Consider the following 25,483-nt stretch of genomic DNA (forward strand, 5'->3'; position numbering starts at 1 on the left):
CATAAGCAAATACATTCCCGCCCTTGGGAGTGCTTTTGTGCATCTACGAGAAGCCGGAAGATCAGGGAGAATTATAGACAGATAAGGCACTGTTTGCATTGATGTGCATCACCAAGCGTCATCAGTGAAGATGTTTTGCCGCGACTGGCTGAGACATGAAATTTTTTCAAATTATCCCTGAGAGTTAAATAAGTGTGTCGTTAACGTTAAGATGTCAGCAACATATCAGATACTACCAGACACTTTTTCTTGGATTACTTATGAAACCAGCAATTTTGGTCGCCCGCGCCATATTTCCCGACGTACTGACGTATTTGTCTGCTCATTTTGAAGTGGAATCAAATCAAGATGATGTGGTTTTTAGCCCGGAAGAACTGACGCAGCGCCTGAAAGGTAAGGCTGGCGCTTTGACCACGTCCAGCGCACGCATCAGTCGTGAGTTATTGCAGCAATTGCCAGACTTGAAAATGGTCGCCAACATGGCTGTTGGTTACGATAACTTTGATCTGGCGGCGATGACAGCATGTGGTGTGTTAGCAAGCAATACGCCCGATGTCTTAAATGAAACGACTGCAGATTTTGGTTGGGCTTTAATGATGGCGGCGGCGCGTCGCATTACAGAATCAGAACATTGGTTGCGTGACGGCCAATGGAGCAAGTGGCGCTATGACTATTTCCTTGGTGCGGATCTGCATGGTTCTACCCTGGGAATCATTGGTATGGGCAGAATTGGTCAGGCAATTGCCAGACGCTCAACGGGGTTCAATATGAAAGTGATCTATCACAATCGTTCGCGCCTGAGTCCTGAGCAGGAAACGTATGCCAATCACGCGCAGTACGCGAGCAAAGAAGAAGTTTTGCGTCAGGCAGATCATTTAATGTTAATCCTGCCGTATTCTGCCGCCTCGCATCACACGATAGGCGCGGCTGAGTTAGCGATGATGAAGCCAACAGCGACGCTGATTAATCTGGCGCGTGGCGGTATTGTCGATGATGTTGCTTTGATTGCTGCTTTGCGTGACAAACGTATCGCTGCTGCGGGTCTGGACGTATTTGAGAGCGAGCCGAAGTTCCATCCGGATTTTTTGAGTCTTAGTAACGTGGTTTTGACCCCGCACATCGCCAGCGCCTCGGAAGCAACCCGCAGGGCAATGGCAAAATGTGCGGCGGATAATCTGATTGCAGGCTTAAGTGGTCAGACTCCGCCTAATTTGTTGAAATTATTTTAAGGAGTTAATCAGGTCGACGTACTGCTGCATCGCGTCTTCCTGCGATGTACCTTTCAAATTTGCCCATGCGTCAAATTTAGCACGGCCAACAAAATCGGTCATGCCAGGGCGGTCGCCAGTGGCGTCGCCGGTGCTGCCTTGTTTGAATAAAGCGTAGATCTTCAGCAGCGTCATGTTGTCAGGACGTTCTGGCAGGTTTTTGGATTCTGCTAAGGCGAGGTTGAATTGTTCTTGAATGCTCATCGTGATTTCCGACTGTGTCTGGGTTGAAAAATACCAAGGTTCAAAAAGTAACACGACTCTTGGTTAAATCACCATATTGATGCTAGAGGTTTTCCTCCAGCTTTTGATTGGGGGCAAGTAGGGCGGTTGCAATCCACCAATTCGGCGCAAACCTCATCGTAGCGCGGCTTGCAGCCGCCCTACGAAAGCTAATGAGAGTTTTTGATTAATGCAACGTCGGCTCAGCGCCGCAGCATGCTTTGTACTTTTTGCCACTACCGCAAGGACAAGGGTCATTGCGTCCTACTTTTGGTGCTTCACGTTTCACGGTGGTCACGCCGGATTTACGCAATGGTGCCCAGAAGCGGCGTATTGCTGGAATCGACGCTTCAAGTGACAGTGCCAATGCATGGCACTTTTCTGGAGTATCGACAAATTTTAATTCTTCTTCTTCGATTTCTTCAGCGCCCAGCAAATAGATAGGCTGCAACAAAGGACCGATTTCTGCGGATTCCCATGCGGCTTCCCAGGCTTCTTCGCGCAATTGCATGCCTTCCCAGAAGCCCCAGGCCCAGGTTTCGCCATCAATCAATTCTTTGCCGTTTTGTTCCAGCACGCAAAATAGTGGTTCAAATTCTTGTGGTGCCACTTCAAAAGTAATCTGAATTTCATTCATGAAACGCGCGATCAGTTGCGTGATGCGTTGCATTTCTTTTTCATTTTTAAATTTTGGTTCAGCGGCATCCGGTAAGCCCCAGACCAATGGCAGCCATTCGCTCATCGGAATCATTTCAGGGCCAAGTGCGATGGCGGTCAGGTAGCCATGCAGGGCATCCATCGTCATTCCATCGTCGCCGACACGGTCAGACATTAAAAATTTGTCGAGTTCGTTGAATTCTTTGTCGCTGAGCGGTTCGTCTAAATGCATGGTGTAACCTGAATATGAGTAAGAAAATACCGGAAGTGTAGCGCTTTGTTGATGCGCTGTAACGCGTTTTATCGCATTTTGATGCAGACAGATTCTGATTTTGGGTGTCAATTACCACGTACAATTCTATCTATGAATGAACAAATACTCCCCGAATCTTTTGCAGGCTTATCGCCTGAATTGGTGCTCGATGCCGTTGATAGCTGTGGCATGCACTGTGATGGACGCTTATTGGCGCTTAATAGCTATGAAAACCGTGTTTATCAGGTTGCTCTGGATGACCAGGCACCAGTGATTGCTAAGTTTTATCGGCCGCAACGCTGGTCGGATGCGGCAATTTTGGAAGAACATCAATTTGTGCAGGAGCTGGTGGCGCAGGAAATACCTGTGGTGCCTGCCTTGGAGGGGGTAAATGGTGAAACTTTGCGGCAATTTCTGGGCTACCGATTTGCCTTGTTTGCCCGTCAAAGCGGTCGCGCTCCAGAGATTGGCGATGCGGCGACGCTGGAGTGGTTGGGTCGTTTTATCGGTCGCATTCATGCTGTTGGTGCGATAAAGCCCTATCAGCATCGCCCTGCGATTGATATCAACACCTTCGGTGTAGAGCCGCGCAACTGGTTATTGCAGCATGACTTCATACCGCCTGATCTTTTGCAGGCTTACCAGAGCGTCAGTCAGCAGGCTTTGGATGGCGTTACCCGTTGCTATGACAGGGCAGGTGATGTGGCGCTTATCCGATTGCATGGTGATTGCCACATGGGAAATGTGCTGTGGCTCGATGCTGGCGATCAGGCGGGACCGCATTTTGTTGATTTTGATGATAGTCGCATGGGGCCGGGGATACAGGATTTGTGGATGCTTTTATCTGGCTCGCGTCAGGAAATGCAAAGTCAATTGACGGATATTCTGGTTGGCTATGAAGACTTTTTTGAGTTCGAGCCACGTCAACTGTATTTGGTTGAAGCATTGCGAACTTTGCGTTTATTGCATTATTCGGCATGGTTGGCGCAACGCTGGACGGATCCCGCTTTTACCACCGCATTCCCGTGGTTTAATACTCAACGTTATTGGCAAGATCGCATCCTTGAATTGCGTGAACAAGTAGCATTAATGGATGAACCTCCCTTGTGGCCAGTCTGATTGAACTCTTGAGTTAGTCGCAAAGGCTGTGGCTTTATGCCTCTATCCGTTAAAATACCGGAAATTTTTTGATCTGATGCAAATAGGAGCCACACCATGACACAGGATGAATTGAAACTAGCCGTTGCCCAGGCGGCCATTGCCTACGTAGTCGAGGGCGAAATTGTCGGTGTTGGCACCGGCTCAACGGCTAATTTTTTCATTGATGAATTAGCGAAGATTAAGCACAAGGTCAAAGCAGCTGTGGCTTCGTCCGAAGCGACCGCAGAACGTCTGCGCGGACATGGTATCACTGTGTTGGATTTGAACGATGTTAGTTCCATGCCTGTGTATATCGACGGCGCGGATGAGATTACACCGCATGGCGCGATGATCAAAGGTGGTGGTGCTGCCTTGACTCGCGAAAAAATCGTTGCCTCCGTTGCAGAAAAATTTATTTGCATCGCTGACGGCTCTAAATTGGTAGAAATGCTGGGTAAATTCCCATTGCCAGTTGAAGTCATCCCCATGTCGCACGCTGTCGTTGCACGTAAGCTCAATGCGATCGGCGGCGAAGCACGTTTGCGCTTGAAGGATGGCAAACCATTGCTGACAGACAATGGCAATATGATTTTGGATGTGCATGGCTTACAAATCGCTGACCCTGTCGCACTGGAAGCGGAGATCAATAACATCGTCGGCGTTGTTACAGTTGGCTTGTTTGCACGTCACGGTGCGAACGTGTGTCTGCTGGGTACACCTGAAGGTGTTAAGACGCTAAGTTTCTGATTTAACCGCGAAATAAAAATGCCCGCAGCAGCGGGCATTTCTTTGAATAGAAACCAAATTCTTATTCTGTCGGTGGTACGTAACCAGCAGCGGCATCCGCACCGTCACCGAAAAAGTGTTTTTCCATTTGCGTTGCCAGGTATTTGCGGGCGCGAATGTCTGCCAGATTCAGGCGGTTTTCATTGACTAACATGGTTTGGTGCTTCATCCAGCCAGCCCATGCTTCTTTGGACACGCCTTCGTAAATCTTTTTACCCAATTCGCCTGGGTAAGGAGGGAAGTCCAAGCCTTCGGCTTCTTTGTCTAATTTAATGCAGTGGACCATACGGGCCATGGTAATACTCCTTAGTCAATCTGTAGATACTTAAAAACAGCACGGATTATAAGTCAAAATTCAATTTCTCAAGGATGCGCTATCGATCATAGCTGTTTGATCAACACTAAAGACTTACGCTGCCAGTTGTACATTTTTTGTCTGTCTTTAGGAAGATCATCGACCGAAGCTTTGACAAAACCGCGCTTGAGGAACCAGTGTTCGGTGCGGGTGGTCAGTACAAATAGGGAGTGGAAGCCTGCCCGGCGTGCGCGCTTTTCCATGTGTTTGAGAATGCGTTCGCCGTCGCCTTGACTTTGCACATCAGGATTGACCGTCAGGCATGCCATTTCGGCCATTTTGTCGAACGGGAATGGGTACAGTGCCGCGCAACCAAAAATCACGCCATCATGCTCGATGACGGAGAAGTAATTGATTTCTCGTTCTATCAGTTCGCGTCCACGTTTGACCAGGGTGCCGTCAGCTTCTAACGGTTCAATCAGTTTAATAATGCCGCCGACGTCTTCAATGGTTGCTTCGCGCAGACTCTCGAGGTTTTCGGAGGACACCATGGTGCCAACGCCGTCATGGGTAAATACTTCCAACAGGGTGGAACCATCCATCTCGTAAGGCACGATGTGTATCCGGGGTACGCCGCCGCGTGATGCCTTGATCGCATGCTCCAGATAGAACGCGGAATCCAGAGGCAGGTAATTCTTTTTGAGCTCTTGCTCTGCCTGAATAAACGACAATTCACGGATTTCATCGCCATCCTGATCGATCATCATCGGGGTTTCTGAAATAAAGATCAGTTTGTCTGCGCGTAACGCGGTCGCGGCTGAAACTGCCACGTCTTCCATCGTCAGATTGAAGGCTTCACCGGTCGGTGAGAAACCTAGAGGTCCGAGCAAAACCAGGTTGCCAGCATCGAGAATTCTGTGGATCGTATCGTAAGCAACTTTACGCGCTGTGCCTGTGAGGCCAAAGTCAACGCCGCCAACGATGCCGATCGGTTTGGCAGTCACAAAGTTGCCAGAGATAATCCTGATAGCGGCATGCGCCATCGGCGTATTTGGCAAACCCTGACTAAATGCAGCTTCGATATCGAGGCGTAATTCACCCGCCGCTTCTTTAGAGCATTCCAGTGCAGCGGTATCGGTGATGCGAATGCCATTGTGAAACTGGCCTTCCACATTCCGCAACGCGAGTTGTTCAGCGACCTGTGGCCTTGAACCGTGCACAATCACGATTTTGATGCCAAGCGCATGCAATAGCGACAAATCTTGTGCCAATACCGGTAAGGCACCAGCCATTACCAGTTCGCCCGGAAAGGCGACCACAAAAGTCTTGCCACGGAAGGCATGAATGTAAGGCGCGACCGAGCGCAGCCAATCAACGAATTGAACGGGATTTTCCATGCGCTTATTATAATCTGAGACTTGGGGTTGATAGCCAGTTCTGATTAAGTCGTGCAATCAAATTTACGTGCTCTTTTTAAAGCAACTTGTGCAACGCGTGTTTTTAGTGTGAATTTGATAAGCTCGCATTGAGACGTTCCATTTTGCTGGTATAGAAATCAAAAGAACTATGGGTGATGCTATTTTCTTTTGCTAACACTAATTCTTTTTTTGCCTCGCTCAGATTTCCAAGCCTGATATAGCTTAAAGCTAACCACAGATGAAACTCATGGTAATAAGGATCTCGATCCAACTCTTTTTTTATTAAGTTAATCGCTTCGACGGGATGGTCGTTTTGTAGTGCTTTTTTCCCGAGGTCAAAGTAATAAAAAGGCGCGACAGGCTGGAGTTGATGAAGAGTGTTTGTGACGACTAGACTCTCTTCAAGACGTCCGGATTTCTGCAGTAGCTCAGCTAAGTTAGCGAGCGCAATCAGATTGTTTGTGTCGTATTTTAATATCTCACGAAATGCTTGTTCGGCTTGATGCAGATTGTTATGACGGCGATAAACAACACCAAGGGTATTGTAGGCGCTCAGATAGGAGGGGTCTTGTTTTATTGCTTCTTTGGCATACCAATATGCTTCATCGATTTGATTTTGTGAAAGTTGTTCTGCCGCCCGGTTATTCATGTACATCGCCAGAATTGTTTTTTCATCTATCGGTATGATTTTTTGGTTTTGTAAATTTTCAGACGGCATGAAATCAACAATTAATGCTTGACTGCCATCATAACTTCCTATGTTGGATGTTGCTTTCTTTGATAAATTAACATTGACGTGGCCCACGGCAAACATCAGGTTGTCTGACTGACTCCAGTTATTGTCTTGGACGACTTTTTGAAACTGAACTTGTAATTCTAATTTTTTTGCAAAAGCGGCAGTCAAAATCACAAGAGATAAACAATTGCCAGATCGAGAAGAAAAAGTTTGTGCAGCATTGCGCGTCATTTCGGCATCGTATTCAATCCGCATCGATTTGTTATTTGAAATCATCTTAAATAAACCTTGTTTCAATCCATTTCTTAGAATGTTTGATTTGACTTGTTCTTTACGGAGGTAGGTGCTCATTTCATCGCTTAGCGCGAAAACTTCATCCGGATTTATTTTCGCTGTAGGTGCCCGAAACATAGAATCTTGAAATAGCTCATTCGATGAAGGCGAGATTTTTACACTGTTGCATCCGCTCAGTACGCCGGAAAATGCTATCGCCAGCAAAAGTTGAATAAACGTAGCACTGCGACGATTCGTTTCCGATACGTTGCTTCCTTGCACACATTGCTTCTCAGCAGCCAGCTTCATTTGTAGTAGGTTAAGCGATCCTGACAGCCAATTTTGCATTTTGTGCCTCTGGTTTTGTTATTGTCTAAATGAATTTAAGTATATACATTCAGGTTAAAAAATAAACTAAAGTATTTTTGTGGCATTCATGGCTCTTGATTCACAGTGAAGAATGAAAATCTGGGATAATGCGCACCGCTATGTCTTCTAATCATTCCCCTAAAAAACACCCAAAATCAGCCAGCGGTACCACTATAGATGGTTTGTCTGGATTACGTGATCTACGTCAGCAACTACGTCAGGCAGCAGCGACTCCTGCTGCTGTTACAAATGCGACTGTGCCCGAAACTTCGTCAGTTGGAGCGCGGCCACAAGCCCAAAATGCTGCCGTACCTGCAAGTGCAGTCGGTGAGCCAGTCGATAAGCCAGCCGGCAAGCATGGCGCAGGTCGTGAAACCCGGTCGCCTTCAGTGGTATCTGTTCAAGGCGTACATTTAACTTCTGAACGTCGTAAAACCCCTGCTTTGTCAGGCGAGGCTGAAATACCGTTTCGCAATCCACCTCCGATCATTACTTATCCGGAAGAATTACCCGTATCTGGTCGTCGGGACGACATCGCTGAAGCGTTGCAAAAACATCAAGTGATTATCGTCTGCGGTGAAACTGGTTCCGGTAAGACCACGCAGTTGCCAAAAATCTGTCTGGAGTTGGGACGAGGACAAAAAGGTTTAATCGGTCACACCCAGCCACGTCGTATTGCAGCCTCATCAACAGCAAAGCGTATCGCACAAGAATTGAATTCGCCTTTAGGCGAGCACGTTGGCTTCAAAGTACGCTTCACCGACACCTTAACGAAGGGTGCATCGGTCAAATTGATGACGGACGGTATTTTGCTGGCGGAAACGCAAACCGATCCGTTGCTTCGCCAATACGACACCATCATCATCGATGAGGCGCATGAACGTAGTCTGAATATCGATTTTCTGTTGGGGTACCTGAAGCAGTTGTTGCCTAAACGGCGTGACCTGAAAATCATCATCACCTCGGCAACCATTGATGCGCAGCGGTTTGCTAATCATTTTGCGCAGACAAAAGGTGACCAGATCGTTCCGGCGCCGGTGATAGAAGTATCCGGTCGCTTGTATCCAGTCGAGTTGCGCTACCGTCCGATACAGGACACCGAAAAAGACAAAGAGCGCGACTTAATGACCGCGATTACGGATGCGGTCGATGAATTGTGTCGTATTGGATCTGGTGATGTATTGGTGTTCTTGCCGGGTGAGCGAGAAATTCGCGACGCCGCTGAAGCTTTACGCAAACATCATCCGCCGCATGTAGAAATTTTGCCTTTGTTCGCCCGACTATCTGCGCAAGAGCAAGAGCGGGTGTTTAAGGCTTCGAATGCGCGACGTATCGTGTTGGCGACCAACGTGGCTGAGACTTCGTTGACTGTGCCAGGCATACGTTTTGTGGTTGATACTGGTCTGGCGCGCGTGAAACGCTACAGCTATCGCAATAAAGTAGAGCAATTGCAAATCGAGGCGATTGCGCAATCGGCAGCCAATCAACGAGCTGGTCGTTGTGGTCGTGTTGCTGCCGGTGTATGTATCAGGCTGTTTGACGAACAAGAGTTTAATCAACGTACCCGATTTACTGAACCAGAAATTTTGCGCTCATCGTTGGCAGCCGTTATTTTGCGCATGAAGTCTTTGCGCTTGACTGATGTCGAGACTTTCCCATTCATCGAACCACCACCAGGTCGTGCGATTGCAGACGGCTATCAGTTGTTGCAAGAACTTGGCGCGATGGACGACGCCAATCAACTGACGGCGGTCGGTCGACAACTCGCTAAGTTGCCTTTAGATCCGCGGGTTGGTCGCATGATCTTGGCTGCGCGAGATAATCAGGCCTTGCACGAGGTACTGATCATTGCCGCGGCGTTGTCGGTGCAAGATCCTCGCGACCGGCCTATGGAGGCGCAAGCCGCTGCTGATCAGGCGCATAAGAAATTTGCTGATGAAAAGTCCGAATTTTTGTCGTATCTGAAAATCTGGAAATGGTTTGAAGATGCCATCGAGCACAAGAAAACCAATCGTCAGTTGCAAGACAATTGCCGTAGTAATTTCCTGAGTCAGATGCGCCTGCGTGAATGGCGCGAAGTACATTCGCAGTTACTGACCATCATCAAAGAGCAAGGCTGGCGCTTGAATGAAACGCCTGCAACCTATGAGCAATTACACCTATCTTTGCTGACGGGTCTGTTAGGCAATATTGGTTATAAATCGGAAGAAGAGGCGCATTATTTGGGTGCGCGGAGTATCAAATTCTTTATCTGGCCGGGTTCCAGTCTGGCGAAAAAAGCCGGGCGCTGGATTATGGCAGCAGAATTAGTTGATACCTCGCGATTATACGGACGTTGTATTGCCCAGATACAGCCAGAGTGGCTGGAAAAAATTGGTGGTCATTTGCTGAAAAAATCCTATGGCGAACCACGCTGGGAAAAGAAAGCGGGGCAGGTATCAGCGTTTGAACGGGCAACTTTATATGGCTTGGTCGTGTATAGCCAACGCCGTATTCAGTATGGTTTGACGCATCCAACAGAAGCGCGTGAGATTTTTATCCGTGAAGCTTTGGTGGAAGGCGAATTTGAAACTCGCTCGCCGTTCTTTGCTTACAACCAAAAGTTGGTGCGGGAGATCGAAAACCTCGAACACAAATCACGTCGTTTGGATGTCTTGGTGGATGATCACCTGATTGTTGCATTTTATGATCAATACCTACCTCCAGATGTACATAACGCCGTGATGTTTGAGCAGTGGTATAAAGAGGCCAGTAAAGCGAATCCTAAATTGCTATATCTGAATAAAGAAGAGTTGATGCGGCATGAGGCGGCTGGTGTCACTACTGATTTATTCCCCAAGAATATGCAAGTGTCAGGGGTGGCGCTGCAACTCAGCTACCATTTTGAACCAGGTAGCCCGCGTGATGGCGTGACATTGACGGTGCCGCTGTTTTCATTGAATCAGGTATCTGCCGATCGGAGTGAATGGTTGGTACCGGGCATGCTCAAAGAAAAGGTTCATTTGTTGATCAAATCTTTGCCGCAAAAAATTCGCCGCCATTGTGTGCCTTTGCCTGAATATGCGGCCGGATTTTGCGAACGAAATGAGTTTGGTAAAGGCAATTTTCTCGATGCCGTGATTGCGGATATACGCGAACAAAAAGGCTTGCTCTGCAAAACGACTGATTTTAAATTTGAAACCTTGCCGGTCCATCTGACGATGAATTTTAAAGTCGTTGATGAGCATGGTCGCCAGTTAGATATGGGGCGTAATCTGGCTAATCTGCGGGCAGAATTTGGTGGTCAGGCACGCGAAAGTTTTCAAAAAATTGCCAGTGCGGAAAAATTGGCACTGCTCGATGGTAGTCAACACGAAGTCGCGACAAAAACGGTACAGAAAAATCCTGTGCAGGCACCACATGCCAACCAAGCAGTTCGCAATCAGGTTTCTACGCCAGTATTGAAGCAGGAGAATCTGACCGCCTGGACTTTCGATAGTTTGCCTGAGTTATTGGAAGTGCAGCAAGGCAAACAAACCTTGATTGGCTATCCCGCGTTGGTGGATAAGCAAAGCCACTGTCACATTGAAGTGTTCGATGATCCGGATGAAGCGGCACGCATACATCGTATAGGCTTGCGCCGCTTGTTTGCATTGCAGTTGAAAGAGCAAGTTAAGTTTTTGGAAAAAAACATTCCCGGCTTGCAGCAAATGGGTATGCAATTTATGGCCTTGGGCTCGCAAGAAGAACTGCGCGAACAGATTATACAAACCGCAATTGAACGCGCTTGTTTGCAACAACCTTTGCCGACCAATTCAGGCGAGTTCAATATTCGTCGCGAAGAGGGTAAAGCGCGTCTGAATTTATTGGCGAACGAAATTGCACGTCTGGCGGGGCAAATTTTGGCAGAGTTCCATAGTTTGCCTAAGAAGTTGCAAGGTATTAAAGCGCACGCCCAGGCGGCTGCTGATATGCAAAATCAATTGCAAATGTTAATCACCAAACGCTTTATTGCTGATACCGATTTTACTCAATTGGCGCATTTTCCGCGTTATCTGAAAGCGATCACCATTCGCCTTGATAAGCTGCGCGCTGATCCTGCGCGTGATGCGAAGTTGATGGCTGAATGGAATAGCGTCGCGCAAGCCTGGCAGCGTACGCCGCGCAAATCCGGGCATGGATCTGACATCGATCCTAAGATGTTGGAATTCCGTTGGATGCTAGAAGAGTTGCGCGTATCTTTGTTTGCGCAAGAACTGAGAACGCCGATGCCAGTATCGGTTAAACGTTTGCAAAAAGTATGGGAAAGTATGCAGCGCTAGGGACACTTGAGTGATGCACGAATAATAAAGGCTTGCAGAAGAACGTTTTCTGTAAGCCTTTATTATTCACTGTACTTTTATTTGCAAATTATTTTATTGAATGAAGCAAAAAAAATGGTGGCTACCCATAGGTGCCACCATTTTTATTTTTGCTCGGATTTGATCTGATAGAGGATCAGGCTACTTTTTTCACTGTGGTTGGAACAGATGTTAAATGCGCTTCGGTATCAAGACCATTTTCCCACTTCGCGATGACGGCTGCGGCGATGGAGTTACCAACTGCATTCGTTGCAGAGCGTCCCATGTCCAGGAATTGATCGACACCCATGATCAGCAACAAACCAGCTTCAGGGATGTTGAATTGATTTAATGTCGCAGCAATCACCACCAGCGAAGCGCGTGGTACACCAGCCATACCTTTGGAGGTGACCATTAACAACAGCAGCATAGTGATCTGTGTGCTCATCGGTAAGTCAATACCATATGCCTGAGCGATGAACAGTACTGCAAATGTGCAATACATCATCGAACCATCAAGGTTAAACGAATAACCCATAGGCAATACAAAGCTGGAAATTTTGCGTTTAACACCAAACTTATCGAGTGCATCCAGAATCTTAGGATAGGCCGCTTCAGAACTTGCAGTCGAGAACGCAACCAGGAAAGGTTCGCGAATTAATTGCATTAAACGGAAGATAGGTTTGCCGATGAAAGCAAAGCCAGCCAAAATCAGCAAGCCCCACAAAATCGCCAGGCCGAAGTAGAAGCCCGCCATGAATTTTGCGAAAGTAACTAATACACCCAGACCCTGAGTTGTGATCACGGAAGCCATCGCAGCAAAGACGGCGATCGGCGCCAGATTCATGATGGCACCAGTCATTTTCAACATGACGTGAGCCAGTTCATCGATCATGCCAGAGAGCTTCTTACCGGACTCGCCAAGATTTGCTAAGGCAGAACCAAAGAAGATGGAAAAGATCACAATTTGTAAGATTTCATTGTTTGCCATCGCCTCAATCGGAGATTTCGGGAACAGGTGGCTAATAAAATCTTTCAATGAAAACGCACTAGTTTTCAAATTGGTGCTTGCATTGACATCCGGCAGCGGCAAACCCAGATGGGTGCCTAATTGCAATGCGTTTGACAGTAACATACCGATAGTCAATGAGACCAGGGAAGCAATAACAAACCAGCCCATCGCTTTAATACCAACGCGACCAATTGTTTTCGTATCGCCAAGGTGAGCAATGCCAACGGTCAAGGTTGAGAATACCAACAAGGATATGATCATTTTGATGAGTCTTAAGAACACATCAGTAGCGATCGAAAAATATCCTGCCAGGTCTGTCATGAACTTGGTTGTTGCCCAGGTTTCATGGCATACATAGCCAACCGCGATACCCGCTACCATCGCTGCAAATATCATCGGGGTGGATGATGCTTTTTTCATAGTTCCTCCAATTTCATGCAGACGGTGTTTCGTCCGCACCCTTCATTCAGTTTTTAAAAGCAAAAATTTTCAATTGATCTGGCCATTAATCTGCTGCGCATCGATATAGGTAACACCAGATTGTCGTAAAACGATGCGAAGAATTGAAAATTCTCAAAGGGATTCGGGCATGGCCGATATATCGAACATGCCAAATTAAGTACACCGAGACTTTTGATCTATTTGTGTTTGCCAGTAAGGGCTATTTCAGTGTGTCTTCACTCGTCTTTAGTGCGTGTGTTTGGTATAGGCACAATGGGCTCGCATCATGGCACTAACAAAAAAAACGAAATATTAGGGAAAACCACAATTGCGCGGCACATTTTTGAATAAAATGCGGAAAAAAGATGTGTAGGGTGAAATAAGTATTTAAATTGCTATTTATTTTGGTAATAAATGTGGTTTGCTGAAGGGTAGATTGTTCTTGTGGTGCAATTTTAAGATCCGTAAGAACCATAAGAACCTGAAGACATGACTTATTCTTTGGCTCAAATCTACTGGCTTTTGCTTAATATTTTGCTTAATAAATTCGTTGTCATGCAAAAAATTTAAACATCCACGCCATGACATTTTTTGTATTTCTTGCCGCTGCCGCAGGGGCAAGGATCGTTTCTGCCAATTTTGGGTTCTTTACGTATTGTATGTTGCGTATAGACGTTGCGGAAATTTGCCTGGGTCTCTTTATGAAATCCCGACCACCAGCCCATTTCTTTTTCTACGTCGTGCACATAGCCTTTGCCATGTTCTAATTCTAAAGCGCGGCTAGCTTCGTAATTGAGGGAGATGTGTTCATTAAACCAGTCCTGATCGCTCATTTGTGGGTCGAGCAATTGATCGGCAAACCAACGGTTTACTTGTTCCGCCATTTCAGCCGCGCAAAGAACCGTTGCAACGTCAACGATGGTTTCTAACAAGACAGCGTCCCCGTGATCAACATGTTTGCGTTGTTGCGCAATCAATTCGCCACGGATGCTCAGGTAATTCAGTAATTCAGTTCTGTCATTTTCACCAGCAATGACACGGACCTGCCATGCGATCAGTGCTGCCGTGCGTGACCAGATGCTGGTTTGTTCATCTTCAAAGCGCTGTTTAAGTAACTCGACATTACCGTCACATACTGAAGCCAGGCAGCGGCCGTAGGTTTCAGTAACTACGTCGCCCATCATGCTGTCAATAACGTCGTCCGCAAAGCCACCAATCGCAAGCATGGGCAAATAGGCATCCGTCGCGCGCCATGAAGCAAGTAAGTGCATTGCATACATGTGCAGCATGTAGTCGCCATCTTCCGTGATCTCTGGATTTTTAGCGGTATTTTGCAGTACCTCAATTAAATATGGCGTGACGTCGTCTTTATGCTCTTCTGCAAATGCAATCGCCGCACGTGGAAACGGGGTCGAAAAGTATTCAAGTTGTTCGCGCAGAGTGAGCCAGGCTTGTGACATGTTTGTGCGTTTGTAAGTAGAAAGAAAGGAGGGGGTAGGTGAGAAATAGTATAACAGCCTGTATTCATTTTAAGCAGAAAATAGCGTAACTAAAAATACATAAAAAAACATACCCAAGTGTTGACTTATGTTTGGATTTGGGAGCATTTATTTTTAGCTGATGGCGCGCTCGTTCAATAGCCGCGTATTTCTGATGATTGAATCAATACGCCGCGGTGCTGGGTAATTTTGATTGAAAAATTGATATAGATAAACTAGAGGTTCTCTATTAAAAAATCTTTCATTGTATAAATTGCCGTAACTCAAATGGTAGTTAGATACGCCAACTTGGTGGTTTGCGTATCTTGGTAGCAAATCAAATTTAGTATGTGTGGGTGCTGGGCTCTTGGAGCAGTGATCGCTGTTGCAAATGATAGAAATTACAAAGGGTCTGCAATTCCTATTGGTGCAGGACTGATATTGACGATCATCGAAAACAATTGTTCGTAACGATAGCGTTCACCCGCATCATCGAGTTGTTGGCGATTTTTAATGAAGGCCTGATCAATTTCTTGCCAGTCGTTGATGTTGAGGACTTGTTTCGCAATCGGGATAATCACTTTTTCCTCGGTTGTCATATGCGCATAATAGAATTTGACATATTGTTCAACAAGATGATGAAAATGTGGGAAGGCTTCTGCACCAGTAAATTCATAACGAAGTAAAGCATCTTGCAATTGATGTGCAAGCAATTCTCCTTTGCTATGTTGATCTATTAAGGCATCCAGTTCTGCATCGAGCTGATGGGTGCGCTCTTTAATTTTTCCGAATAAAAATTTATCTTCTTTGGGATGATGGACTTTTTCCGGATATTCGCTGATGTAATACAGCATGGCACGGAAAACTTTCAGATCTGGCGCAGCTCCGCCTTTTTCAATGCCTCGCACAAAGTACAGCATGCCCTGAATGACAGCGGATAAATGTTCGTGTTCGTGTTGAATAATGTCGACAGAGACGGGGTGAAAGTTACGTGCGGCCATGAATAGTCTCCAAAATAGTCTTCAAATTGTTTCTTTAAATGTACTCCTCTAATACCAAAGTGTTTTTGATGCGTATCAAAGAATGTTTTTGGCACTAATGGCTAGTTGTTGCTGTCTCGACGAATATTGGTATCAAATGAAAAATCCCCGCTGCACGTACAATGCACAGCGGGGATTTTTATATAAATCGCAAAATTGGACTTGTATGGACTACTTTTTCCAGAGCAGAGACTTTACTTGCGCTTGGCGAGGATTGCCTCGATTTGATCCATAATGGTGTTCATACGTTTAAACACCGCTTGATATGGCGCAGGTGAAGCCAGATCGACACCAGCATTTTTGACCAGATCATAAGGATAAGCTGAAGCGCCTGCTTTTAAAATGTTCAGATACTTGTCACGCGCACCAGGCTCACCTTTGAGAATTTCGTCGGCAAACATTGATCCCGCAGCAATTGAAGTTGCATATTGAAATACGTAGAAACGATTGTAGAAGTGCGGAATGTAAGCCCATTCAACCGCATAGGTGTCATCGATTTTCATGACGCCTTCTTTGTCGCCGTGGTAACGCTTTAGGATGTCACCGTAAATTTTGCTCAGACCTTCGCCGGTCAACGATTCGCCTTTGTCGACGCGAGCATGAACTTCGCGTTCGAAATCAGCAAACATCGCTTGACGGAAGAAGGTGCCACGCAGGTTTTCCAGCGCGGAACCCAGATACAACAAGCGTTCATCGTCGGTCTTGGCGATTTTTAACATGTGATCGAGTAAGAAGACCTCGTTCGTCGTCGACGCAATTTCTGCCGTAAAGGTTGGGTAGTCAGAATTCAGGAAAGACTGGTTTTTGTTTGCCAGATACGAGTGCATGGCATGACCCCACTCGTGACCCAATGTCGAGACTGACTCATAGTCGTCATTGTAATTCAGCAGCAAATACGGATGCACGTCGTAAGCAGTACCAGACATGTAAGCGCCAGAGCGCTTGTGTGGACGAGGGTACACGTCCATCCAACGTTCAGTCGTAGCTTTTGTCATTGCTGCGACATAGTCTTCACCTAAAGGCTTCACTGACGCCAGCATCAGTTTGACGCCGTCTTCGATCGGATAGTGATAATTGCCGGTGACCAAAGCGGGGTAGATGTCGTAATAGCGCAAGTCACTCACGCCCAACATTTTTGCACGCAATTGGAAATAGCGATGCAAGGTCGGCAAATTGGCTTGAGTTTGACTGACTAAGGTGTCATAGACAGCGCGTGGCAGGTCGTTGCCATCTAAAGCGCTGGTCAGTGAGTCTGGGTAGTTGCGTACCTTGGCATAGGCGGAATCTTTTTTCAATTGTTCATAAAACGTCACGCCATAGCTGCGTTCAAATTCTTTCCATTTGCCCCAGAATGCATCAAATACGAGTTTGCGGTCAGCGCGATTGCCCGATGCGCGGTATTTGGTGTAAGCCGATTGATCGATCACTACTTCTTCGCCATTGGATAATTTAACTTTAGGCCAAGGCATATCAGCATTGGATAAGGTTGCATAGACTGCGCTTGCAGCATTGGTTGCCATACCGAATGTAGCAACCAGTTCCTCACCTTTTTTGTCTAAGGTATGTTTCGAGCCGCGCAAAATATCATGCAGGTAAAATGCATACCCTCCCAGCGATTTGTCGCGTGCCAGGAAAGCGTCTATTTTCTTTTGGCCTAACGTGAGTAATTCCGGACGTAGGAAAGAACTGGCGGATTCAACTTTGCTGCCGAGAATTTCTGCACTTTGAGCTATATCCTGGCCTGCATTATTACCGGTATCCTGGTCACGGTATTGGGCTGCATAGTTAGCCAGGCGTGCGTATCGTTTGAGGATGTCGTTGGTGAGATCCAGACATTCTTTGAATTGTTTCGCATTGCTACCAAGGTGACCGCTGCATTTTTCAAGTTGAGTTAATTGGGTTTCCAGATGTTTGGCATCCTTGTCCCATGCTGCACGATCCATATACAAATCCTTGAGATTCCATTGATTTGCTTCAATGTCATTTGGATGATTTGCAAAGCTGTAGCCAGGAATGGAAAAAGCCAATGCCAGTAAACCGGCGATCAATGTACGTTTCATGGGGTCTCCGAGGGCAATTGGGGGGCGCTGTTCTTCACACTACATGGATAGGCTTTTGTTGCTTTAACGTTTGCCGGATCATGTTTTCTATCGAAAATAGAGCGCTACGAAAGCCCTTAATTAATTGTTGAAAGACCAAAAATATACAGCGAAACCCACACGAATGAAGTACTTTTATAGTGTTTAAATTTAAAATTAATTCAATTCAAAAGAATCTTTGGTTTTGAAGTGCTTTGCTAGCTTTTCTACGATTTTGTTGGGTTGTATTGCGAATTTCTTTGGTTCGATTGCGGTAATTTTATTCACAAGTGTTGTTCATCAACGTCTTGGCGTCATGGCAAGCGTTTCGCGTACAATCGATTTATCTTGTTTTCTGGAGACAATATGCAGCGCCCACGTTTTTTACCCGACAACATGACTTTACTTTTGCTCGGTGTTGTTTTGATCGCCAGTTTTTTTCCGGCGCGCGGTACTGTGGCGGAGGTCTTTGAGCAATTGTCGGTCTGGATGATTGCACTGCTCTTTTTTATGCATGGCGCGAAGCTTTCGCGTGAAGCGGTGATTTCGGGTTTGACCCACTGGCGCTTGCATTTGGTGGTCTTGCTGGTGACCTTTGTTGCCTTTCCGGTTCTGGGCTTGCTTCTCAAGCCTGCATTGCTGCCAATAATGACGCCGGATTTGTATGTCGGCATTTTATTTCTATGCATGTTGCCTTCAACGGTGCAATCCTCAATCGCCTTTACATCGGTTGCTCGCGGGAATATCTCTGCTGCAGTTTGCAGTGCGTCAGCCAGTAATTTGCTCGGTATTTTTATTACGCCCTTGTTGGTTAGTTTGTTGCTTAAGACTCAGGGAGAAGGGCATTCATCCATGGATGCCATATTCAATATTGTGTTGCAGTTGCTACTGCCTTTTGTTCTGGGGCAGTTGGCGCGGCCATTTTTGCAGGCCTGGATTACCCGTCATGCACAAGTCTTAAAAATGGTCGATCAGAGTTCCATATTATTGGTGGTATTTGTTGCTTTTAGCGCAGCGGTGGTGCAGGGATTGTGGGCGCAAGTACCAAAAATGATGTTGCTAAGTATCTTGGGTGTGAGCGCGGTGATGTTGGCGCTGATTATGGGTTTGACGATGTTTGTCAGCCGCCGCCTGGGTTTTAGCAAAGAAGACGAGATCACCATCGTGTTTTGCGGCTCAAAAAAGAGCCTCGCCAGTGGCGTACCGATGGCCAAAGTCTTGTTTTCCAGTGGATCTGTTGGTATGGTATTGTTACCTTTAATGTTATTCCATCAATTGCAACTGATGGTTTGTGCGGTTCTTGCTCAACGTTACGCCAAACGATAGGGAGTGTGTGATGCCAAAATTTGCAGCCAATCTGAGCATGATGTATCAGGAGGTTGATTTTCTGAGTCGTTTCGAGGCGGCAGCAAAAGACGGCTTTAAAGGCGTAGAGTTTTTATTTCCTTACGAACATACCGCAGCGGAGATTCGCAATCAGTTGGATGTGCATGGTTTGCAGCAAGTGATGTTTAATGCGCCGCCTGGCGACTGGGCTGCGGGCGAACGAGGGATAGCTTCTTTGCCCGGGCGCGAGGATGACTTTAAGCGCGCATTTGATCTGGCTCTGCAATACGCCAAGGTGTTGGGTAACCGACACATTCATGTGATGGCCGGATTGATCGACCCCGAACAAGATAGGGAGAGGCATCGCGCCGTCTACTTGCGTAATCTTGCCTATGCCGCCTTGGTGGCATCTCGGGAAGGTCTCACTATTTTGATCGAACCCATCAATAACCGCGATATGCCCGGCTATTTTCTTAATTACCAGCATCAGGCACAGGAAATTTGTGAGGAGCTTGATATCGGACATTTGCAGGTGCAATTTGATATTTACCATTGCCAGATCATGGAAGGTGATATCGCCGCTAAGCTAAAGCGCGACATGTCACGCGCGCATGCAGGTATTGGTCACATACAAATTGCAGGTGTGCCGGACAGACATGAGCCAAGCGATGGCGAGGTGAATTACCCGTATCTATTTAAACTACTTGATCAATTGGGCTATGAGGGTTGGCTTGGTTGTGAATACCGGCCAAGGGCGGGAACGTCTGAGGGCCTGGGGTGGTTGAGACCGTATTTGTAGGAAATAGCTTTCGTCCGTATGGTGGCGGTGAGCGGTTTCATCGTCGTGTAGGGATAATTCCCGCTCTACAGAAAATACGCCCGCCGATCCCTCTCCCGCTTGCGGGGGAGGGGATTGGTGGTACTTTTATTCCGGGCTGACCTGCAAAATCAACTTGCCGAAATTTTTACCATCAAACAGCATCATCAAGGTATCAGGGAAAGTCTCTATCCCTTGAACAATATCTTCGCGTGTCTGGAACTTGCCTTCAGCCATCCATTTGCTCATTTCGGCAACTGCTTCAGCATAACGTGCTGCATAATCAAACACGACTATGCCTTCCATACGAGCACGATTGACCAACAGGGATAAGTAATTAGCAGGGCCTTTGATTGGGGTTGTATTGTTGTATTGAGAAATTGCACCGCAGATGATGATGCGGGCTTTCATGTTGATGCGCGTGAGTACGGTATCGAGAATCTCGCCGCCAACATTATCAAAATAGACGTCAACGCCGTTCGGGCAGTGTTCTTTCAAGCCATCGCGGACTGAGCCAGATTTGTAATCTATGCAGGCGTCAAAACCAAGTTCATTAACGACAAAATCACATTTGTCTTTACCGCCTGCGATGCCTACGACGCGGCAGCCTTTTTGTTTTGCGACCTGACCTACGGTTTGTCCGACAGCACCAGCAGCACCGGATACCACGACGGTTTCACCCGCTTTGGGTTGGCCAACATCGAGCAGGCCAAAGTACGCTGTCATGCCTGGCATACCCAAGGCATTTAAGAATTTTGGTAATGGCGCAAGGCGTGGATCAATTTTATAGAAAGCCGCTGTTTTATCGTTGGCGGCACCCACCCAATATTTCTGTACGCCCGTACCGCCAGAGACATAATCACCGACTGCAAATTTAGGCGATTTAGAAGCGATGACTTTACCAATGCCGCCAGCTCGCATAACTTCATCAATCGCAACTGGGCGTATATATGACTTACCTTCGTTCATCCAGCCACGCATTGCCGGATCGAGCGACAGGTAAATGGTTTGTACCAAAATTTCTCCATCGGCGATCTCGCGTACTGCTTCAGAGGTAAACGACCAATCACTGTGTTTTGGTGTTCCGACAGGGCGGGCGGCGAGGCGATATTGCTGATTCATTATTGTTGTCATGCTGTCTCCTTGTTGTATATGAAGGTTTGAGTCGTGGATGAAATGCCAATTTTTCTATCTTTTGCTACTGAACGATGATTATACATTAATTAGAACGTTCGTGCTTTTTATTGGGAACTTATCTCGAAACACGTTGTATGCTGAATTGTGCTCCGGAACGTGCGACAATAGTCAGTTAAATTTTTCGCTTTCATCCCGAAAATACCAAATTAAATTTGTTTTTCATTCCAAATAAAGGTTTTTTGGATAGATATTAATTTTATGATACGACAACCAGAATATATCCTCACTTTATCCTGTCCTGATCAGCGTGGCATTGTTCACAGCGTATCGGGCTTTTTGGCGCAGCATGGCTGCAACATTATTGATTCCGCACAATTTGGTGATGCGCAATCGGCGACGTTTTTTATGCGCGTGCATTTTGCCGTCGAAGACTCAGCGATCAGCGACGCCGCTTTGCGTGAAGAGTTTGCAGCTCTCGGGGCTGGCATCCAGATGAGCTGGCAGTTGCATGACGCACATCACAAGCCGCGCGTGATGTTGATGGTGTCCAAAATTGGCCATTGCCTCAACGATTTGTTGTTCCGCTACAAGAGTGGTTTGTTGCCGGTAGAGATCAAAGCCATTGTTTCTAATCACACTGATTTTTACCAATTGGCGGCCAGCTACAATATCCCGTTTCATCATTTTCCTTTAGCAGCCGGTGCAGCACCTGAGGCCAAACAGGCGCAAGAGCAAAAGATTTTGGATATTGTCGAGGCCAATGATATCGAGTTAGTAGTACTGGCGCGTTATATGCAAATTTTGTCACCAGCGATGTGCGATGCGTTACGTGGAAAAGCGATCAATATTCATCATTCGTTTTTGCCGAGCTTTAAAGGTGCTAAGCCGTACTATCAGGCGCATGAACGTGGCGTCAAATTGATTGGTGCGACGGCGCATTTCGTCACTGGTGATCTGGATGAAGGGCCAATTATTGAGCAAGATGTTGAACGCGTCGATCATGCGATGGAGCCAGAGACGCTGACAGCAATTGGTAGGGATGTGGAATGTGTGGTTTTGGCGCGTGCAGTGAAATGCTTTGTCGAACACCGTATTTTGTTAAATGGTCATAAAACGGTGGTATTCAAATAATGGCACTCAAATCAATTATCTATAAAGCAGATTTAAATATTTCGGATATGGATCGCGGTTACTATGCAGATCACAGTCTGACCATAGCACGTCATCCATCGGAAACCGACGAGCGCATGATGATCCGAGTGCTGGCGTTCGCGATTCATGCGGCTGAGCGCCTGGAATTTGGCAAAGGTATTTCGGATACCGAAGAGCCAGATTTGTGGGAAAAAGATTATACCGATGCGATTCAATTATGGGTGGAAGTTGGTCAGCCTGATGATCGACGCTTGCTCAAAGCGTGCGGCCGCTCAGATAAGGTCGTTGTATATAGTTTTGCCAGTGCCAGCGATATCTGGTGGAAGCAAATGAATAGCCGCCTTGATAGAGCCAAAAATCTGAAAGTGATGAATGTGCCAGCAGAGCAAAGTCAGGCTTTAGAAAAGCTTGCACAACGTTCGATGCAACTGCAATGCACGATACAAGATGGTCAGATCTGGATGTCGGCGGGTGAGGCGTCAGTGCAAATTGACGTTGAGACCTGGAAGGATTCTAGCTAATCGACGGTTTGGTATGGCGGGTAGGGCACGCCGTCATCACCAAGTGCATGGGACTGGTGAATTGCACCCGCCAAACAATTGATTATCCGTATACATGGCAATGTCGCTTTTGACTGTCACCGCTTTAGACTAAGCAATTTGTGCTTCACGGAAAACGGATCAGAAAGTATCTTTGTCTGAGCGCAGCGAGTTTAGATACTTTCCCGTTTTACGTGACGCTCAAATTGTGCCGACACGCAGTGACGGCACCCGCAGGGCAAAGTCTCAGCGTCGCCTTTCTTTTGCTTACTTTGCTTTGGCGAAGCAAAGAAAAGTAAGTGGCTGCCGGGCCACACCCGGCTTGGCTCTACGAAGAGCGATCTATTTACATATTAAAAATGACGCAAAAATGACGCAAAAATGACGCAAAAATGACGCTATAAGGACGACATTAGGAAAACCTACTAGGATTGAGTTGGATAACAGTATCTACAAATTGTTATCCTTGAATGTTACGCCTTCAACACCGAGCGCAACCAGTTCCCAATGTCGTCAATTTCTTCCTGACAAACGGAGTGCTGCATCATGTATTCATGCCATGCGACCGGGTAGCCCATTTCTTTGAGTAAGTCGCGCGATTGTTCTGCACGTTGAATGTGGATCACCGGATCAGCGCGGCCATGTGCTAGGAAGATAGGTGTGTGTTGGTTAGCAACGCTGCGCTCTGTCGCCACGACGTCACGCAATGGCACATAACCAGACAAGCACAACAAGCCAGCCAGTTTTTCCGGATAGCGCAAGCCTGTTTGCAAGGTCATTGCACAGCCTTGAGAGAAGCCAGCCAGAATGATGCGGTTGGCAGGGATGCCACGTGCAATTTCGCGTGCGATCAATTTCTCGATTTCTGCTTGTGAGCTGCGCAAGCCTTTTTCATCTTCGCGTTTGGCAATGTCGGTGCCCAGAATGTCATACCACGCGCGCATGACGTAACCGCCATTAATCGTCACGGGCATCGTCGGCGCATTAGGGAACACAAAGCGGATAGCGGGGCAAGCGTGCAAATCTAATTCTTTGACAATCGGGACAAAGTCATTCGCATCCGCACCCAGACCATGCATCCAGATAATAGCAACCGTCGGTTGTGGGGCGCTTTCTAATTCTATCGTTTCAAGTAAGTTGCTCATGTCTGGCTTGGCTTTCTTCTTGGTTGGAGGTTTATTTGTGTCGCTTTTAGTGCTGTTGCTGTCATTGACTGATTGTTTAGCGTAGGCAATGGCAGCCAATCCCGCACTGATGGCGCTGGCCGTACAAGCGCCCAGCCACCAGCGTCGTCGGAAATTGGGTGGCGTAGGCTTAGTCATCTCAGTCATATTGATTGCGAATCGCCAACCCTGGCATCAGACTTTATTGCGGATGGCGGATTTTGGTCGAAACGCTTTGCAGACGGCATCGTTGGTTTCGATGTAGGGTCCACCGATCAGATCGATGCAATAGGGGACAGCGGCGAAAATACCGTTGACGATTTGTTTGCCTTGAGCATCCTTAAGGCCTTCCAATGTCTCTTTGATCGACTTTGGTTGGCCTGGCAGGTTCAGGATCAACGCAGCGTGATCGGGCGTTTCGCGAATCACTGCAACCTGGCGGGATAAAATCGCCGTTGGTACAAATTGCAGGCTAATCTGACGCATTTGCTCGCCAAAGCCTGGCATTTCCTTGCTGGCGACAGCTAAGGTCGCTTCTGGCGTGACGTCGCGGCGCGATGGACCAGTGCCACCTGTGGTGATCACCAGATCGCATTTTGCTACATCGACCAGTTCTATCAATGCTTGTTCTATGGCGCTACGTTCATCAGGAATCAAGCGCGTTTCCATTTGCCATGCGCTGCTAAGTGCAAGGCCAAACCATTCTTGTAAGGCTGGTAAGCCCTGATCCTGATAAATGCCCGCAGAGGCGCGGTCAGAAATCGAGACCAGACCTATGCGTAAAGCACGATCCAGGGGATCAATACTCATCGTCCTCGTCCTCTTCGTCTTCCAGGTGTTCGTCGTCAGTCGCATCATCCTTAGTGTTGGATTTTTGCAATTGTTTCAGAATCTGGAAAATTTCGCGGTAGGCTTTTGGCGGTTTGTTTTCAGCTTGTTCTTTGCGGGCGTTACGGATTAGCGTGCGCAAATGCTGCACATCGAGTTCTGGATGTTCTGCCAGTAATTCGGTCAGTGTGTTGTCGTCGGTTAACAATTTGTCGCGGCGACGTTCCAGTGCATGCATAGCGGCAGTTTCTGATTTAGAAGCACCTTTCCAGCTATCGATCGTCTTTTGGATCAATGCGACTTCTTCTTCGTCCAGCGTACGCATTTTTTTGCCTACGTACTGCATCTGGCGACGACGGCCTTCATGACTGGAAATTTGCTGGCATGCGAGAATGGCGTCACGTACATCTTCCGGCATAGGGACGCGTTTGACGCGATCACGTGGCTGTTCGACCAACTCTTGTCCTAATTTTTGCAGCGCCGTCATCTGGCGCTTTAATTCGGACTTGGACGGACGGTCGTACTCTTCTTCAAACTCATTGGACTGGTAGCCACATGAGCCACGATTTGGATTTGGCATAATTCTGCGCCTTTACTATAAACTTTACTAAACGGCTGCTATGATACCCTTTTTAGCTGGGATATACTCAAAAATGCCCTGTAAAACAGACGAATCGTTTATCTAATATTGCTGGCGACGCTGTTTTAATGGTCAATCAGAGCTGTCCTTTTAGCC

Annotated in this window: 21 protein-coding genes; 8 read left to right on the forward strand and 13 right to left on the reverse strand. The window is 47.0% G+C overall.

What is annotated here, in order from left to right; translation table 11 throughout:
* Nucleotides 1-260 precede the first annotated feature (260 nt).
* Nucleotides 261-1,229, forward strand: coding sequence for a 2-hydroxyacid dehydrogenase (locus ACO0KY_RS05305; protein ID WP_423044746.1), 969 nt, complete (start codon nt 261-263; stop codon nt 1,227-1,229).
* Here ACO0KY_RS05305 and ACO0KY_RS05310 read toward each other — a convergent pair.
* Together ACO0KY_RS05310 and ACO0KY_RS05315 are read right to left on the reverse strand one after the other, a co-directional pair.
* Nucleotides 1,221-1,472, reverse strand: coding sequence for an acyl-CoA-binding protein (locus ACO0KY_RS05310; protein ID WP_186913634.1), 252 nt, complete (start codon nt 1,470-1,472; stop codon nt 1,221-1,223). The genes ACO0KY_RS05305 and ACO0KY_RS05310 overlap by 9 nt on opposite strands.
* A 205-nt stretch (nt 1,473-1,677) precedes the next feature.
* Nucleotides 1,678-2,379 (reverse strand): UPF0149 family protein, encoded by a 702-nt coding sequence (locus ACO0KY_RS05315; protein ID WP_186913635.1) that lies wholly within the window; start codon nt 2,377-2,379, stop codon nt 1,678-1,680.
* 132 nt (nt 2,380-2,511) lie between these two features.
* On the opposite strand from ACO0KY_RS05315, the gene ACO0KY_RS05320 reads away from it, so the two are divergent.
* Together ACO0KY_RS05320 and rpiA are read left to right on the forward strand one after the other, a co-directional pair.
* Nucleotides 2,512-3,519, forward strand: a complete 1,008-nt coding sequence (locus tag ACO0KY_RS05320; protein ID WP_423044747.1) for a serine/threonine protein kinase — start codon at nt 2,512-2,514, stop codon at nt 3,517-3,519.
* A 96-nt stretch (nt 3,520-3,615) separates the two neighbouring features.
* Nucleotides 3,616-4,287 carry a ribose-5-phosphate isomerase RpiA gene (gene rpiA / locus ACO0KY_RS05325; RefSeq protein WP_423044748.1) on the forward strand — a complete coding sequence of 224 codons (672 nt, stop codon included), beginning with the start codon at nt 3,616-3,618 and terminating at the stop codon, nt 4,285-4,287.
* Between the two features lie 61 nt (nt 4,288-4,348).
* Here rpiA and ACO0KY_RS05330 read toward each other — a convergent pair whose 3' ends face one another.
* The 3 genes from ACO0KY_RS05330 to ACO0KY_RS05340 all read right to left on the reverse strand — a co-directional run bounded on the left by ACO0KY_RS05330 (nt 4,349) and on the right by ACO0KY_RS05340 (nt 7,396).
* The gene (locus ACO0KY_RS05330) at nt 4,349-4,621 is read right to left on the reverse strand and encodes an oxidative damage protection protein (RefSeq protein WP_186914141.1); all 273 of its coding nucleotides are present in this window, start codon (nt 4,619-4,621) and stop codon (nt 4,349-4,351) included.
* An 86-nt stretch (nt 4,622-4,707) separates the two neighbouring features.
* Entirely contained in the window at nt 4,708-6,018 is a 1,311-nt protein-coding gene (gene argA / locus ACO0KY_RS05335; RefSeq protein WP_186914142.1) for an amino-acid N-acetyltransferase, read from the reverse strand.
* Between the two features lie 103 nt (nt 6,019-6,121).
* Nucleotides 6,122-7,396, reverse strand: coding sequence for a tetratricopeptide repeat protein (locus tag ACO0KY_RS05340; RefSeq protein ID WP_423044749.1), 1,275 nt, complete (start codon nt 7,394-7,396; stop codon nt 6,122-6,124).
* Between the two features lie 278 nt (nt 7,397-7,674).
* On the opposite strand from ACO0KY_RS05340, the gene hrpA reads away from it, so the two are divergent.
* On the forward strand, nt 7,675-11,718 hold the full coding sequence (hrpA, locus tag ACO0KY_RS05345) for an ATP-dependent RNA helicase HrpA (protein ID WP_423044870.1): 4,044 nt from the start codon (nt 7,675-7,677) through the stop codon (nt 11,716-11,718).
* A 175-nt stretch (nt 11,719-11,893) separates the two neighbouring features.
* Here hrpA and ACO0KY_RS05350 read toward each other — a convergent pair whose 3' ends face one another.
* The 4 genes from ACO0KY_RS05350 to pepF all read right to left on the reverse strand — a co-directional run bounded on the left by ACO0KY_RS05350 (nt 11,894) and on the right by pepF (nt 17,767).
* Complete coding sequence (locus ACO0KY_RS05350; RefSeq protein ID WP_422996787.1) at nt 11,894-13,168, reverse strand: dicarboxylate/amino acid:cation symporter; 1,275 nt, start codon at nt 13,166-13,168, stop codon at nt 11,894-11,896.
* Between the two features lie 587 nt (nt 13,169-13,755).
* Nucleotides 13,756-14,649, reverse strand: a complete 894-nt coding sequence (locus tag ACO0KY_RS05355; RefSeq protein ID WP_423044750.1) for a DUF1186 domain-containing protein — start codon at nt 14,647-14,649, stop codon at nt 13,756-13,758.
* 419 nt (nt 14,650-15,068) lie between these two features.
* A complete protein-coding gene (locus ACO0KY_RS05360) occupies nt 15,069-15,668 on the reverse strand; it encodes a hemerythrin domain-containing protein (protein WP_423044751.1) in 600 nt (199 codons plus the stop codon).
* A 233-nt stretch (nt 15,669-15,901) separates the two neighbouring features.
* Complete coding sequence (gene pepF / locus ACO0KY_RS05365) at nt 15,902-17,767, reverse strand: oligoendopeptidase F (RefSeq protein WP_423044752.1); 1,866 nt, start codon at nt 17,765-17,767, stop codon at nt 15,902-15,904.
* 384 nt (nt 17,768-18,151) lie between these two features.
* Here pepF and ACO0KY_RS05370 point away from each other — a divergent pair, with 384 nt between their 5' ends.
* Nucleotides 18,152-19,111 carry a bile acid:sodium symporter family protein gene (locus ACO0KY_RS05370; RefSeq protein ID WP_423044753.1) on the forward strand — a complete coding sequence of 320 codons (960 nt, stop codon included), beginning with the start codon at nt 18,152-18,154 and terminating at the stop codon, nt 19,109-19,111.
* Nucleotides 19,112-19,121: 10 nt separating this feature from the next.
* Nucleotides 19,122-19,910: a 2-oxo-tetronate isomerase gene (gene otnI / locus ACO0KY_RS05375; protein ID WP_423044754.1), complete on the forward strand. Its 789-nt coding sequence runs from the start codon at nt 19,122-19,124 to the stop codon at nt 19,908-19,910.
* Nucleotides 19,911-20,036: 126 nt separating this feature from the next.
* On the opposite strand, the gene ACO0KY_RS05380 is transcribed toward otnI, so the two are convergent.
* Nucleotides 20,037-21,062, reverse strand: coding sequence for an NADP-dependent oxidoreductase (locus tag ACO0KY_RS05380; protein WP_423044755.1), 1,026 nt, complete (start codon nt 21,060-21,062; stop codon nt 20,037-20,039).
* Between the two features lie 264 nt (nt 21,063-21,326).
* On the opposite strand from ACO0KY_RS05380, the gene purU reads away from it, so the two are divergent.
* Both purU and ACO0KY_RS05390 read left to right on the forward strand, forming a co-directional pair.
* A complete protein-coding gene (gene purU / locus ACO0KY_RS05385; RefSeq protein ID WP_423044871.1) occupies nt 21,327-22,196 on the forward strand; it encodes a formyltetrahydrofolate deformylase in 870 nt (289 codons plus the stop codon).
* Nucleotides 22,196-22,738, forward strand: a complete 543-nt coding sequence (locus ACO0KY_RS05390; protein ID WP_423044756.1) for a YaeQ family protein — start codon at nt 22,196-22,198, stop codon at nt 22,736-22,738. Before purU ends, ACO0KY_RS05390 begins: the two co-directional genes overlap by 1 nt.
* Before the next feature lie 491 nt (nt 22,739-23,229).
* On the opposite strand, the gene ACO0KY_RS05395 is transcribed toward ACO0KY_RS05390, so the two are convergent.
* The 3 genes from ACO0KY_RS05395 to yjgA form a co-directional block, all read right to left on the reverse strand.
* On the reverse strand, nt 23,230-23,901 hold the full coding sequence (locus tag ACO0KY_RS05395; RefSeq protein WP_423044872.1) for an alpha/beta hydrolase: 672 nt from the start codon (nt 23,899-23,901) through the stop codon (nt 23,230-23,232).
* Between the two features lie 213 nt (nt 23,902-24,114).
* Nucleotides 24,115-24,729 (reverse strand): molybdopterin adenylyltransferase, encoded by a 615-nt coding sequence (gene mog, locus ACO0KY_RS05400; RefSeq protein WP_423044757.1) that lies wholly within the window; start codon nt 24,727-24,729, stop codon nt 24,115-24,117.
* Entirely contained in the window at nt 24,719-25,327 is a 609-nt protein-coding gene (gene yjgA / locus ACO0KY_RS05405) for a ribosome biogenesis factor YjgA (protein WP_423044758.1), read from the reverse strand. Before yjgA ends, mog begins: the two co-directional genes overlap by 11 nt.
* Nucleotides 25,328-25,483 lie beyond the last annotated feature (156 nt).

It is taken from the genome of Undibacterium sp. Dicai25W, from assembly GCF_049340505.1.
Taxonomy (GTDB): domain Bacteria; phylum Pseudomonadota; class Gammaproteobacteria; order Burkholderiales; family Burkholderiaceae_D; genus Undibacterium; species Undibacterium jejuense.